General features: G+C 54.5%; 15 protein-coding genes. 7 read left to right on the top strand and 8 right to left on the bottom strand.

Annotated features, from left to right (window positions below):
- Positions 1 to 142 precede the first annotated feature (142 nt).
- The 3 genes from FLT43_RS23370 to FLT43_RS23380 are packed head-to-tail and all read left to right on the top strand — an operon-like array spanning position 143 to position 3,283.
- Positions 143 to 1,468 (top strand): ABC transporter substrate-binding protein, encoded by a 1,326-nt coding sequence (locus FLT43_RS23370; protein WP_087440817.1) that lies wholly within the window; start codon positions 143 to 145, stop codon positions 1,466 to 1,468.
- On the top strand, positions 1,468 to 2,436 hold the full coding sequence (locus tag FLT43_RS23375) for a carbohydrate ABC transporter permease (protein ID WP_087440816.1): 969 nt from the start codon (positions 1,468 to 1,470) through the stop codon (positions 2,434 to 2,436). The genes FLT43_RS23370 and FLT43_RS23375 overlap by 1 nt, the downstream gene beginning before the upstream one ends.
- Entirely contained in the window at positions 2,426 to 3,283 is an 858-nt protein-coding gene (locus FLT43_RS23380) for a carbohydrate ABC transporter permease (protein ID WP_087440815.1), read from the top strand. The genes FLT43_RS23375 and FLT43_RS23380 overlap by 11 nt, the downstream gene beginning before the upstream one ends.
- A gap of 87 nt (positions 3,284 to 3,370) precedes the next feature.
- Here FLT43_RS23380 and FLT43_RS23385 read toward each other — a convergent pair whose 3' ends face one another.
- Complete coding sequence (locus FLT43_RS23385) at positions 3,371 to 3,616, bottom strand: NifU family protein (RefSeq protein WP_006676073.1); 246 nt, start codon at positions 3,614 to 3,616, stop codon at positions 3,371 to 3,373.
- A gap of 90 nt (positions 3,617 to 3,706) precedes the next feature.
- Here FLT43_RS23385 and FLT43_RS23390 point away from each other — a divergent pair, with 90 nt between their 5' ends.
- Positions 3,707 to 3,961 (top strand): YuzB family protein, encoded by a 255-nt coding sequence (locus tag FLT43_RS23390; protein WP_087440814.1) that lies wholly within the window; start codon positions 3,707 to 3,709, stop codon positions 3,959 to 3,961.
- A 29-nt stretch (positions 3,962 to 3,990) separates the two neighbouring features.
- On the opposite strand, the gene FLT43_RS23395 is transcribed toward FLT43_RS23390, so the two are convergent.
- The 3 genes from FLT43_RS23395 to FLT43_RS29475 form a co-directional block, all read right to left on the bottom strand.
- Positions 3,991 to 5,064, bottom strand: a complete 1,074-nt coding sequence (locus tag FLT43_RS23395; protein WP_087440813.1) for an NAD(P)/FAD-dependent oxidoreductase — start codon at positions 5,062 to 5,064, stop codon at positions 3,991 to 3,993.
- Positions 5,065 to 5,240: 176 nt separating this feature from the next.
- Positions 5,241 to 6,347, bottom strand: coding sequence for an aminofutalosine synthase MqnE (gene mqnE / locus FLT43_RS23400; protein ID WP_087440812.1), 1,107 nt, complete (start codon positions 6,345 to 6,347; stop codon positions 5,241 to 5,243).
- 36 nt (positions 6,348 to 6,383) lie between these two features.
- Positions 6,384 to 6,548, bottom strand: coding sequence for a hypothetical protein (locus FLT43_RS29475; protein ID WP_164776166.1), 165 nt, complete (start codon positions 6,546 to 6,548; stop codon positions 6,384 to 6,386).
- Between the two features lie 197 nt (positions 6,549 to 6,745).
- On the opposite strand from FLT43_RS29475, the gene FLT43_RS23405 reads away from it, so the two are divergent.
- From FLT43_RS23405 to FLT43_RS23415, 3 genes are all read left to right on the top strand, one after another.
- The gene (locus FLT43_RS23405; RefSeq protein ID WP_087440811.1) at positions 6,746 to 7,105 is read left to right on the top strand and encodes a HesB/IscA family protein; all 360 of its coding nucleotides are present in this window, start codon (positions 6,746 to 6,748) and stop codon (positions 7,103 to 7,105) included.
- 334 nt (positions 7,106 to 7,439) lie between these two features.
- A complete protein-coding gene (locus tag FLT43_RS23410; protein WP_127510887.1) occupies positions 7,440 to 7,700 on the top strand; it encodes a hypothetical protein in 261 nt (86 codons plus the stop codon).
- A 189-nt stretch (positions 7,701 to 7,889) separates the two neighbouring features.
- Positions 7,890 to 8,615 (top strand): CPBP family intramembrane glutamic endopeptidase, encoded by a 726-nt coding sequence (locus FLT43_RS23415; protein WP_164776164.1) that lies wholly within the window; start codon positions 7,890 to 7,892, stop codon positions 8,613 to 8,615.
- 193 nt (positions 8,616 to 8,808) lie between these two features.
- On the opposite strand, the gene FLT43_RS23420 is transcribed toward FLT43_RS23415, so the two are convergent.
- From FLT43_RS23420 to FLT43_RS23435, 4 genes are all read right to left on the bottom strand, one after another.
- Positions 8,809 to 9,219: a DUF2871 domain-containing protein gene (locus FLT43_RS23420; RefSeq protein ID WP_087440809.1), complete on the bottom strand. Its 411-nt coding sequence runs from the start codon at positions 9,217 to 9,219 to the stop codon at positions 8,809 to 8,811.
- Positions 9,220 to 9,519: 300 nt separating this feature from the next.
- A complete protein-coding gene (locus tag FLT43_RS23425) occupies positions 9,520 to 10,920 on the bottom strand; it encodes a sensor histidine kinase (protein ID WP_087440808.1) in 1,401 nt (466 codons plus the stop codon).
- Positions 10,917 to 11,597, bottom strand: coding sequence for a response regulator transcription factor (locus FLT43_RS23430; RefSeq protein ID WP_087440807.1), 681 nt, complete (start codon positions 11,595 to 11,597; stop codon positions 10,917 to 10,919). The genes FLT43_RS23425 and FLT43_RS23430 overlap by 4 nt, the downstream gene beginning before the upstream one ends.
- Before the next feature lie 110 nt (positions 11,598 to 11,707).
- Positions 11,708 to 11,914 carry a hypothetical protein gene (locus FLT43_RS23435; RefSeq protein WP_087440806.1) on the bottom strand — a complete coding sequence of 69 codons (207 nt, stop codon included), beginning with the start codon at positions 11,912 to 11,914 and terminating at the stop codon, positions 11,708 to 11,710.
- Between the last annotated feature and the right edge of the window lie 154 nt (positions 11,915 to 12,068).

Raw genomic sequence — 12,068 nt, forward strand, 5'->3', positions numbered from 1 at the left:
CGTTAATATTACGGCCGTACATTGAATAGGTGCGGCACAAAAAGGAGGGGACGTCTCGCGCATGCATACCGATCCGTCCCGCTTGCCGGGAAGGAACGAACTAACAGTCCGGGGGACTGCACGAAAAGGAGCTTGATTACGAATGGATATGAAATCATGGCTGCGGCCGCTGCTGGCCGGCGCGCTCGCTATCAGCCTGACAGCATGCTCCGGCGGAGAAGGAGCAGGGACGACGGCGGATGTGAAGGCGCCGCTTGCCGGCTTGAAGGAGGACACGACACCGGTAACCATTCAATACTGGCACGCTCATGCCGAAGCCCAGATCGAAGGCTTGAACGCGCAGATCGCGGCGTTCCAGAACAAATATCCGCATATTACAGTCGAACCCGTCTATCAGGGAGGATATGGGGATCTACATAAAAAACTGCAGGCGGCGGTCGCGGCCAACGACGTGCCGGACGTGACCAACGTGGAGGTCGCTTCGCTTCCGAACTTCGCCGAGGGCGGCGTGTTCACCGATCTGACGCCATGGATCGAACGGGACAAGGTGGACCTGGACGATTTCGCCTCGGGAATGCTAAAGGCGTATGCCTATCAAGGGAAGCAGTACGGCTTCCCGCTCATCGTCAGCACGAGCGTATTCATCTATAACAAGGCGCTGCTCGATGAGTTGGGCGTGGAGCCGCCGCAGACATGGGGCGAGATCGACGCCTTCAACGCCAAGGTCGCCAAGCGGGACAACGGCAAGACCACCCGTTATGCCTTCTCGGTGCCGGGCTGGGACACCTGGTATTATGATCCGTGGCTGATTAACGGCGGCGGCCGCATCCTGTCTGAAGACGGAAGCGAAGCCGCGGTGCAGACGCCGGAATCGCTCCGGTATGTGGAGAATTTCCACCGCTGGCTGAAGGAAGGCGTCGTCCATATGGGCTACGGCAAGGGCGCGTCCGACAATATGCGCCAGATGTTCCTCGGCGGCGAGATCGCCATGGTGCAGCATACGTCGGCCATGCTGAAGATGTACCGCGAGAATGCCGGCTTCGAGGTCGGGGTGTCCTTCCTGCCGGGAGATCAGGAGCGCACCTCGAATATCGGGGGCGCCGGCATCGTCATGATGGACGGCATCAAGGATGACAAGAAGCGGGAAGCCGCCTGGAAATTCATTCAGTTCATGACATCGGCCGAACAAAATCTTTCCTGGGCGGAATCAGTCGGATATTTGCCGACGCGGAAGTCGGCCATCGCCTCGGAGGAAGGACAAGCTTACTTTTCCAGGTGGCCGCAGTACAAAGCGGTGTTCGATCATTTCGATAATGTGACCCCGCGGCTGCAGCATCCGGCATATCCGGAATTCAGTGAGGTCTACAAAGAAGTGATCGGCGAAATGATATTGAACGGGGCGGATCCGGCGCCAATGATGAAGAATGCGGCAGCCAAAATCAATGACATCCTGGCGGAGCATGAGTGATGGGCATGCGGGATGAGATGTTCACCCATTCGCTTCCCGCAGGGCAGGAGGAGGCGCAGGCCGCCCCGGCCCGCTCGCGGCGGAGCCGAAGACAACGGCGTGAGAGTTGGAAGGACCTGTCTTTTGCGCTGCCGGCGCTCGGGTTTCTGGCCGTGTTCCTGTATTACCCCCTGCTGAATTCTATCTATATTAGCCTGACGAACTGGAACATGACGCGACCAACGAAGCAATTCGTGGGCGCCAACAATTATGTATGGCTATTGAACAATGAGGACTTCTATCATTCGCTCAAAGTGACCTTGCTCTACACGGTGATGGACGTCGCCGGCACGCTCGGCATCGGGCTGCTGCTTGCCTTGCTCTTTAACGTCGCGTCTTCGCGCCTGTTCGGCTTCATGCGGGGCATTGTCTTTATGCCGCATTATATTTCGATGGTCGTCGCGGCGATGGTCTTCACCTGGATTTACAATGGGCAGTACGGCTTGCTCAACAGTCTGTTGAACGCGTTCGGCTTCGACTCGGTCGGGTGGCTGGTCGAGCCGTCAACGGCGCTGCCGGCGCTGGTCGCCGTCTCCGTCTGGAAGGGGGTCGGCTTCGCGATGATTCTGTTCATCGCGGGGATACGGGGCATCCCGATGGAGTACTACGAAGCGGCCGCCATTGATGGCGCGGACCGGGTGCGGCAGTTCTGGCATATTACGCTGCCGCTGCTGTCGCCGATGACGTTGTTCCTGCTCATTACGACGTTCATCTCGTCGATGCAGGTGTTCCAATCCATCGATATTATGACGAACGGGGGGCCGCTCAAAGCGACCAATGCGATCGTCTATTGGATTTATACGATGGCGTTCGTCGATTTCAAGACGGGACGGGCGATGGCGCTTGTGATGGTGATGTTCGTCATTATTTTGGCGCTCGCCTTGCTGCAATGGTGGGCGAGCCGGAAGAAGGTGCATTATGAGGGATAACCGCATGGCGGGCCAACGGAACAGGAAGCTGATGTACGCCGGCCGCCTTGCGCTTGCCGTCATCGTCACCGCTCTGCTGTTCTTCCCGGTCTATTGGCTCATCGTCAGTTCGCTGAAGACGCAGCAGGAGATGAGGCTTGCGGTGCCAACCTTCTGGCCGCAGACCTTCTCCTGGAGCAATTATGCGGAAGCGTTCCGGATTATTCCTTACGCGCGCTTCTTCGGCAATACGCTTCTGATGTCCGCAGGCATCGTCGTGCTCCAGCTCAATGTGGCGCTGCTGGCCGCGTTCGCGTTCGCCAAAGGCCGCTTCCGCGGCAAGGAAGTCTTGTTCTTCCTCGTGCTGGCGGCCATGATCGTGCCGGATCAGGTGACGTTCGTACCCGTCTATGTCATGATGTCGAAGCTCAACTGGCTGGACACCTTCTGGGCATTAATCATTCCGCACGGGGCGTCCGCATATGGCATCTTTCTGCTCCGGCAAGCGTTCAAATCGGTCAACAACGATGTGTTGGAAGCGGCGCGGGTGGACGGAGGAGGGCGGCTGACGCTGTTGTACCGGATATTGCTGCCGATGACGATGCCTACCGTCGTGACCTTGGCGGTGCTGCAGTTCATTAGCGCCTGGAATTCTTATTTCTGGCCGCTCATCATGACCAATTCGAATGACATGCGCGTGCTTACCGTGGGCATCAGCATGCTGCGCGATTCGATTGCCGGCGATGAAGCGATGTACTTCCATATCATTATGGCCGCCAGCGGCATGGCGATTGTGCCGATCGTCATTCTGTTCACGTTCATGCAGAAGCATATCGTCTCCGCGATGGCCAACTCCACCTTCAAATAGCGGATGGCTTCGGCCATCGGCACAAAAAAAGGGATGCCGCCAGCCTCTTCAGGCCGGTGGCATCCCTTGTCCGTGTAGGGAGGGCAATTAGAATACTTGAACGACTTCCGTAATGCCTTCCACTTCTTCTACCAATGCGCGTTCAATACCCGCTTTGAGGGTAATGGTGGAGCTTGGGCAGCTGCCGCATGCGCCCATCAAGCGCAATTTGACAATACCGTCCTCGACGTCGACCAATTCGACATCCCCGCCGTCACGCTGCAGGAACGGACGCAGTTTATCCAGCACTTCCAGCACTTCATCATACGTGCTGTTCTGTGTTTGTTCACTCATCTTTCGCCAACTCCTTTCATCCATGCTCCTTTTATTATATTATAAAGCTATTCGAAATCAAAGGCACTACATGAAAGCGGGGAAATATCTATGCGTCCGATCATTGAGTTATGCGTGAATAACGTGCATCAGGGAACGGACCAGTTGATGAAGCGGTTCGCCGCTCTTCCGAATGTCGATGTGATCGAATACGGCTGCCTCGGCAATTGCGGAGAGTGCTTCCTGTTCCCATTTGCGTATGTGAACGGGGAGATTGTGGCCGCGGAGTCCGCGGAGCAATTATATGATGTGATTATGGAGAAAGTTAAGGAAATACAAGCATGGGAGCAGCCGGACGCCAATTGACGCCGCTGCTCCCATGCTTTGTATAAGGGTCATCCGAAATGCTGCTTGGACATCCACAGCACGCCGCTCTTGATGACGCGCGGAACGTAGCCGACCATCGTGCGCTTGCCGAGCAAGCCGAAGCCGGCCTTCTTGCCGAGGGAGCCGAGCACGCCCTTGAGCTTGATTTTGCCCAAATGCGGCGTCTCGTTCTTCCAGATCGCCTTGATGACATCGGCAATCTGCTCTCCCTGAGCTCCGGCCGCTTGCGCGCTCGGGGAGAACGGCAAGCTGGCGCAGTCGCCGACGACAAAGACGTTCGGATAGTCCGGAATCTGATGATACGCATTCAGCAAGACGCGCCCTTGCGGATCTTTGGGCACCTGAAGCGCCTGAACGACCTCCACTGGCTGGATGCCGGCAGTCCATACCGTAGCGTGAGACAGAATCTCCTCTTCCTTGTCTTCCGCGCGGTTATAGATGACGCCCTTCTCCAGGCGGCTGACGTGAACATGCGAGCGGAGCTCCACATCATGCTCCTGGAACCACTCGGATACATAGCGGGACAGCTTCTCCGGGAAGGCGGACAGCACCCGGCCGCCCCGATCCAGTATCCGGATGTTCAGATCGGGACGGCTCTCTCTCAATTCCGACGCCGTCTCGACTCCGCTTAGTCCGCCCCCGACGATGCTGACCTGCCCGTATGGCTTGACGTCGTTCAAGCGCTGATAGGTCTGTCTCGTGCTGGAGAGCGATTGAATGCTGCAGCCGAACTGCTCCGCGCCGGGGATGCCATGGAATTTGTCCGTGCAGCCCAGGCCAATCGCCAAATAATCGTATGCCATCGCATCATCATGCTCGAAATGAATGAGCCGGTTGTCCAAATCGATGGCTTGGACATTGCCGTAATGAAGCTGAACGCGCGGATCGGTCGGAAAGGACACGCGAATATCGATATCCGGAACCGTCCCGGCCGCCAGCGCGTAGTACTCGGTCTTCAATCCTTGGTATGGCATGCGGTCAATCAATACAAGCTGTACGTCAGAGGGCAGATCGCCCTCTAACAACCGTTGAATAATGGCCAATCCTCCGTAACCGCCACCTAATATGACGTATCGTTTCATCCGTTCGACTTCCCCCTATGATGCCGAAATTATAGATAATATGCCGTCATCGACAGCGCCTACGTCGTATGGCTCCTCTCCAGAAAACGGGTTGCTCGTGCACTGATGCCTGTCTATTCTATCTATTTATCTCGGTTCCTATCTCTCCAAATCGAAGCTTCCCCTCTATTCCCAGGCTATTCGTATACCTTCACTTCATTATAGAAGGTGTCGCGCTCTACCGGGATGCGGCCTGCGCCCTTCACGAGCCAGATCAACTCGTCGCGCGTCAGTCCTTCCGGCGTCAGCGCGCCTGCGGCATGGCTGATCCGTTCCTTAACGAGCGTGCCATGCACGTCGGAGGCGCCGAAGGTTAGCGCGACCTGGGTCAGCTGCGTGCCGATGTTGATGAAGTATGCCTTGATATGCTGTACATTGTCCAGCATGAGACGGCTGATTGCGATCGTCTTCAAGTCCTCGTACGCGGAGTTGCGCCGCTTGATGCTCGCTTTCGGACTCTTCGGCTGCATCGACAGTGGTATGAATACCTGGAATCCGTTCGTCTCATCCTGCAATTCACGAATCTTCATCATATGGCGCACTCGATCCTCATGCGATTCGATCGCGCCGTAGAGCATCGTGGTGTGCGTCTTCATGCCCAGTTGGTGCGCCGTGCGGTGCACCTCCAGATACCGGTCGACGCCGGCCTTCTCCACGCGCATCTTCTTGCGGTATTCATCCGACAGAATTTCTGCGCCGCCCCCTGTCAGCGACTCCAGGCCGGCGTCCATCAGCTGGCGCAGCACTTCTTCCACGCTCAAGCCGCTGATGCGGGTAAAGAAGTCGATTTCGGCAGCCGTATACGCCTTGAGCGTGACTTGCGGATATTTCTCCTTCAGCACGCGCAAGGAATCGACATAGTATTGGAACGGCACATGCGGGTTATGGCCGCCCACGATGTGGAATTCCCTTACACCCGGATGGATGTGCTGGTCGACATACTCGATCATTTCCTGCCCCGATAGCGTGTACGATCCTTCCTGCCCCTGATCCTTGCGGAAATTGCAGAAGGCGCAGTGCGCTTCACAGACATTGGTAAAATAGAGAGACATATTCTCGATGAAATATACTTTCTTCCCGTTCTTGCGTAAATTTGCGAGATTCGCTAATTGACCCAAGGTCAACAAGTCGTCCGTCTCATACAAATATACACCGTCTTCCAGCGTCAAGCGTTCCCCACGCTCGACCTTGTCCACTATTTCGGCCATGCGGGTATCCGCATGACGGGCGATGACCGTTGTCATGCACAGGCCTCCTTCTCATTCATCTGCTCTTGGCCGTCACTGGCATCCGGCTGCGGGCCTCGCATTCGGCGCTTGCGCAAATGCGGGAGCGCGCATCGGATCCGATAGGCCGGTTACCGCCAGGCGTTCGGCACGCGTCCGCCTTGCCGGCAGAGCAGTCGTGCGCCAGCCGGTGGGCCGGCGCGATCCTTTTCCGAACAAAATAAAAACTCCTCGACGAAATGTTGATTCCGTCGGAGGATTCAGTGAAACATATCACAGCTTCCGTAGTCACCTTCATTATACTCTTGCCTTCCAGAAGGGGCAATACATGATACGGGATAGCGGGAAACAGGAGATCGTTCTCTTGTAACGATCCGATGGGATGGGTATACTTAATACTACAAGGAGGGATTAGAATGATTACAATCAGCGATCAAGCGGTTGAGAAAATAGAGGAAATGATGGCCCAGGAAGAGAATCCGGCTTTGTTCCTGCGCATCGGTGTGCATGCCGGCGGCTGCAGCGGCTTCTCTTACGGCATGGGGCTGGACGATCAGGAGAGCGCCGATGACGTGCATATGACGTTCGGCCAGGTGAAGGTCGTCGTCGACAAAGAGAGCATCCCTTTCTTGAACGGACTCGTTATTGACTTCAAGGAGTCGGGAATGTCCGGCGGCTTCACGATCGACAACCCGAACGCCACCGCCACCTGCGGCTGCGGCGCGAGCTTCCGCACCGCCCTTGCTCAGGGCAAGGCGGAGAAATGCGACGACTAAAGCTCGTCGTTGAGCGTTTTTTTCAAGCGGGGATCTGAATGCTGCCTTGCGTTAGCTGCAACGCGAAGAAGCGAAAGGGTTGCGGATCACACGGCGATTTTGAGTAATAACAACTCCGGGAATGTATAATAACAACCCTAATTTCGGTGTTGTAGGACTGTTAATCACGGCCTCTCTAACGGTGGATTCGTTAAATTACCGTTACGGGAGGTTTTTTGTTTTGTCTTAAACCAGCAATCCTTACATTTACCTTACAGTAGTCCTAAATCCGTTGCTAATAGTTAAAATCTAGATTAGGATGTCTAAAAATAACCAAATAGTGGAGGTGGTTTTGGTGAAAAGAGGACTAATTGTCTTAGGTGTTTCGGCAACGCTTCTGGCAGGTGTATTGGCTCCGATAACAGGTTTTGCTGCAGAAAAAAGTGACACACAACCAAATGTAAAAGTTAACGCTAGCTATGACTATGTGCCTTCTTCCATTTTTGTTGGCAGCAGTTTTTCTTTTCCGGGCAAATATAAATACCCCTATGTCTGGTTTGGCGAGGATGTAGTATCGGTTGATGTCTTTGGCAAAGTAACAGGTGCACTCGTATAGCGAGCAAATCGCTATGAGCAATTCGCTATAATCGGCGCTTGCGGTGCGATAACCCCGTCCGGTTCTCTGCTTCCTGCGACAGGTTGTCTGCCTATAAGCTTTCGCCGAAGTTACAGACATGACAAAGAATTCAGACGTCCTCATAGTACGGACCCTGTGATGAATGCTGCAAAGGAGCAATGTCGATCGATGAAAAGTAATAAATCAAAAAATGAATTAGGAGTCTTCACAATATATTCTTTATTTTACATATTTATTGTTGCCATATTTTCGGTAGTGATAATGCATTTCCCTATGCCCATATTAGGAGCTAGCAGCTTCACGGAGGACGTATGGTATGTAGTATTTATTAAAATCGTTTTTCTTTTTTTTATTCCCTTATTTATTTATAGAAGACTCGGGCACAAAATTTCTGACATTTTCAAAATTGAACTGAATCGGAAAATATGTATAGCTGTAATTGGATGTATGCTTCTAGGCAGTCTTTTAAATAGCAGTTATTTGGCAGAGATTAATAGAGTTGTCGCCAACGGTGATATTATGACATGGATACAATTCACCGTTGGTCTCCTTTTACCACTTGTGCAAGCGGCCATTCCTGAAGAAATATTTTATAGATATATTCTTCAAACCCGATTAGAAAAAGCGTTTGGAAGCATTTTCGGTATTTTTTTCACTTCCCTTTTGTTCGCTTCTTTTCATTTTCCCTCCCGTTATTTGCTTGCAAGTGGAGGAGAGGGGTATGCTGGTGATATTTATTCCATTTTAACGGGAACGATTCTGCCTGCTTTTGTTTTTGGAATTATTTTGGGATATTTATGGAGAAGATTCAGGAATGTTTGGATAGTAATTGCTTTACATTATGGGATTGATACATTGCCTTCAATTGCCTCTCTATTACATATAGATAGATGAAAATCATGAACGTAGGAAATGGGAACTTCATGGTGGTTGGAATTAATATTCTCTGCCAGGATGCATTCAAACGAGAAAAAAGACCGCCATCCTTCTCCGAGGGGCGGTCTATTGATGTGTGCGGATTGGATAGTCCGGGACGATAGCGACCCCGTAAGTGCTTCTGCTTCGTTGCGTTATTAGGCTAGCGGCGCTATTGCCGCGCCGGCTCCTTAAGCGTCTTGCCGAGCAGGACCATAAGCCAGATGATGGCGGCGCCCACAAGCGCATGCCCGAGTCCGGCCATATGGTTCAGGCCGTTCATGTCCCTGCCGAGCACCTGCAGGATGCCGCGCGTCGTCATCGTGCCGATCGTCATCAGCATGCCGGCATTATACACATAGTACCACGCTGTGAACGAGCGGACCTCGTGCACGCGGAACAGGCGCGCCAGGATGAGGAGCACGAGGAAGAAGAGGAAGCCGAGCACGAGCAGATGGGTATGGAGCGGCTTCAGCATCGTATAGTCCGTAAAGCCGTTCAACTTGGTGAACTCTCTGAAAAAAACACCTGCTAATAGTCCGAGCACAGCATAAATAAATGATGTCACATACAGCTTTTTCATGGTGTATTACCTCTCTCCAATTCATTTTGGGGACCTGTCTGCTGCCCGGCATCACATAGCCGCCGGGCAGCAGCCGAGGCGGGGTCAAGCTGCCGGAGCTTCCATCGCCTCTGTACTCTCGCCGTTCTGAGGGAAGGGCAGCATTCTCCCTCCCCTGTTTGTATTTTCGCGTCTCTACCAGATAGTGTACCTGGCTCGTATGAACGGAATATGAACGTAAGGTAACAATTCGGGGCTCGGAGCTGGGCCGACGCCGCATTCATTGGCTGCCTGTGAGGATCCGGACAGGTCAGGCTTGCGCTAGGCAGAAGCACCGGAAGGCTTGGCCGGCAGCAGAACGGTGAACGCCGTCCCTTCCCCGACGGCGCTCACGGCGTGAATCGATCCGCCGTGCAAGTGAACGATGCGCTCGGCGATGGAGAGCCCGAGGCCGGTTCCGCTCTGCGATCCCCGCTCCGGAGAGCTTGATTTGTAGAAGCGGTCGAAAATATAGGGAAGATCCTCCGGGGCGATGCCTTTGCCGGTATCGCGAATGACCACCTCGGCGTTTCCCTGGTCATTTATTCCACATTGTACATAAAGGCTTCCGCCCGTATCTGTAAACTTGATCGCATTGGCGAGCAGGTTCATCCACACTTGATGGAGCAGTCCGGCATCGCCGGACATCTCCGTCTTCTGGAGCTCGAGATGCAGCTCCAGCTCTTTCTCCGACCATTGGGGCTCCAGCGTGATCAACAGTTCCCGCAGATGCTCATCGAGCCGGAACGGCACCCGCTTGAGGGCCTCCTGGCCGCGATCGAGCGAGGCGAGCGTCAGCAGCTGCCGGCTGAGCCCGGACAAGCGCTCGCTCTCCACTGCGATGATATGGAGATACTTCCGTTCCTCATCCGGGGGCAGCGGATGCTCGAGCAATTGGGCGGCCAGCCCGCGAATCGATGTAAGCGGCGATTGGATCTCATGGGACACGTTGGCGACGAATTGCCTCCGCATCGTGTCTGCCTGCTCGATCGATTGGGCCATGCGCGTGAACCGGCGGGCCAGTTCCCCAATCTCGTCCTGGCGGTGGACATCAAGCCAGACCTCATATTGTCCGCGCTCCAGCTCGGTGGTTGCCTTCGCGAGCCGGTTGACCGGGCGGACGATGTACCGGGACTTGATAGCGATGAGCACGAGGCTGAAGCCGAAGGTGACGGCCAGCAGCACGGCCAGCAGCAGGCGGATCTCCTTCGTCTGCTGTACCATATCCGGGCGGATGAACAGTGCGTAGCGCCGGCCCTGCGCTTCCAGCGGAAGACCATAGCTGAACTCCAGCTTGTTCTCGAAAATATTCGGGATGAACCACCGCTGCTTGTTCTCCAGCAGGCCCTTGTATACTTGGCCGTCAAGCACGCGCCGCACGACTCCCTCGGGCAAGGAGGCATCCTTGAAGGCGCGGCCGAACGCGGCCGCTTGCCCGTCCTCGTCGAACAAATAGAGCTGGTACCCCATCCCGGAGAGATGCTCCATATAGGAGGCGAGCTTGTCCGGGGGCGATTCCGTGGCGAAAAAGGTAATGGAACGCCCGATATCCCGCATCTTCTCTTCATAATGAAGATTGAGCGTATGGCCGTATGCCAGATTGGCCGTCAGGAGGCCGACCGCGAAGCTGAGCAGCACGATGACGACGGAGCTGGTTACAATCGTCGCATATAAGGATCTCATGATTCACGAACCTCCAGCTTATAGCCGAGTCCCCGGATGGTGACGATGCGGAAGTCATCGGTCGTCTCATGCAGCCGCTCCCGCAGACGCTTAATATGGACATCGATGGTCCGGCTGTCGCCGGTGAAGTCCGCGCCCCAGATCTGATCGAGCAGCTGGTCGCGCGTGAACAATCTGCCGGGATGGGCGGCCAGCTGTGCCAGCAGCTCGAATTCCTTGCGGGGCAAGGTCCACTCCTGCCCGCCGGCCGTCACGAGATAGCTCGCTCTGTCGATGATCGTGTCGTGGAAGCGTATCGTTGAGGCCGATACGAGCTGATAGCGCCGCAGGAGCGCCTTCATCCGGAACAGAAGCTCTTTCGGCTCGAACGGCTTGACCAGATAATCGTCGGTGCCGGCTTCATAGCCTGCGGCCTTATCCTCCAGCTCGCCGCGGGCTGTGAGCAGAATGACCGGAATATCGTAATGCCGGCGGATATCGGCGCAGAGCGTCCAGCCGTCCATGCCGGGCATCATGACATCGACAACGGCGATATGCACCGTTTCTTTGTCTAACCGACGAGAAGCATCCAGGCCGTCAGCCGCCTCAATCACCTCATATTGCTCCCGTTCAAGGATCAAGCGCAGCAGCGCCCGAATATGCGGATCGTCGTCCGCCACAAGCACTCGAATGCGCATCCGTAAGCACCACCTTAAATGTAATAATTTTCACATAAACCGGAGACAACACTCTCCATATAGCAAATCCTTGGAACCGCGGATGGCGGCTCCAAGGATCTCGATGTTCGCTACAAAAACGTTTTGTCGACCATTAAGGCAATCAAATAAAAGCAAAATAAGGAAAATAACCAGCATCCTGTCCCAAGCAAGCGGTGTTGCTTTCTCCAAAATTGAAAGCCGAGTGCCAATATTCCGGCATTGGCCAGAACCAGCACCACGGACATGCCGACAATGGCAATCCAATACAGCACTTCAAATACAGCGGCCGTCGTCATGGAAAGTCGCTCCCATCTTCATTATTGCATTCCCTCTGTAACCTTATCCATACGATACCATCCCGCATGCGGCAATGACAAGCCAACGGGACGGAGAAATGTGTCGAATTGAAGCGCTTCGGAAGAAGGAAGCGGGCTAGGCATGTCCCTAAAA

The sequence above is a fragment of the Paenibacillus thiaminolyticus genome, from assembly GCF_007066085.1.
Taxonomy (GTDB): Bacteria; Bacillota; Bacilli; order Paenibacillales; family Paenibacillaceae; genus Paenibacillus_B; species Paenibacillus_B thiaminolyticus.

What these genes read in the sequence shown, in the direction of transcription:
- FLT43_RS23370 (WP_087440817.1), top strand. Translation starts at nt 143, where the DNA reads ATGGATATGAAATCATGGCTGCGGCCGCTGCTGGCCGGCGCGCTCGCT.
- FLT43_RS23375 (WP_087440816.1), top strand. Translation starts at nt 1,468, where the DNA reads ATGGGCATGCGGGATGAGATGTTCACCCATTCGCTTCCCGCAGGGCAG.
- FLT43_RS23380 (WP_087440815.1), top strand. Translation starts at nt 2,426, where the DNA reads ATGAGGGATAACCGCATGGCGGGCCAACGGAACAGGAAGCTGATGTAC.
- FLT43_RS23385 (WP_006676073.1), bottom strand. Translation starts at nt 3,616, where the DNA reads ATGAGTGAACAAACACAGAACAGCACGTATGATGAAGTGCTGGAAGTG.
- FLT43_RS23390 (WP_087440814.1), top strand. Translation starts at nt 3,707, where the DNA reads ATGCGTCCGATCATTGAGTTATGCGTGAATAACGTGCATCAGGGAACG.
- FLT43_RS23395 (WP_087440813.1), bottom strand. Translation starts at nt 5,064, where the DNA reads ATGAAACGATACGTCATATTAGGTGGCGGTTACGGAGGATTGGCCATT.
- mqnE (WP_087440812.1), bottom strand. Translation starts at nt 6,347, where the DNA reads ATGACAACGGTCATCGCCCGTCATGCGGATACCCGCATGGCCGAAATA.
- FLT43_RS23405 (WP_087440811.1), top strand. Translation starts at nt 6,746, where the DNA reads ATGATTACAATCAGCGATCAAGCGGTTGAGAAAATAGAGGAAATGATG.
- FLT43_RS23415 (WP_164776164.1), top strand. Translation starts at nt 7,890, where the DNA reads ATGAAAAGTAATAAATCAAAAAATGAATTAGGAGTCTTCACAATATAT.
- FLT43_RS23420 (WP_087440809.1), bottom strand. Translation starts at nt 9,219, where the DNA reads ATGAAAAAGCTGTATGTGACATCATTTATTTATGCTGTGCTCGGACTA.
- FLT43_RS23425 (WP_087440808.1), bottom strand. Translation starts at nt 10,920, where the DNA reads ATGAGATCCTTATATGCGACGATTGTAACCAGCTCCGTCGTCATCGTG.
- FLT43_RS23430 (WP_087440807.1), bottom strand. Translation starts at nt 11,597, where the DNA reads ATGCGCATTCGAGTGCTTGTGGCGGACGACGATCCGCATATTCGGGCG.
- FLT43_RS23435 (WP_087440806.1), bottom strand. Translation starts at nt 11,914, where the DNA reads ATGACGACGGCCGCTGTATTTGAAGTGCTGTATTGGATTGCCATTGTC.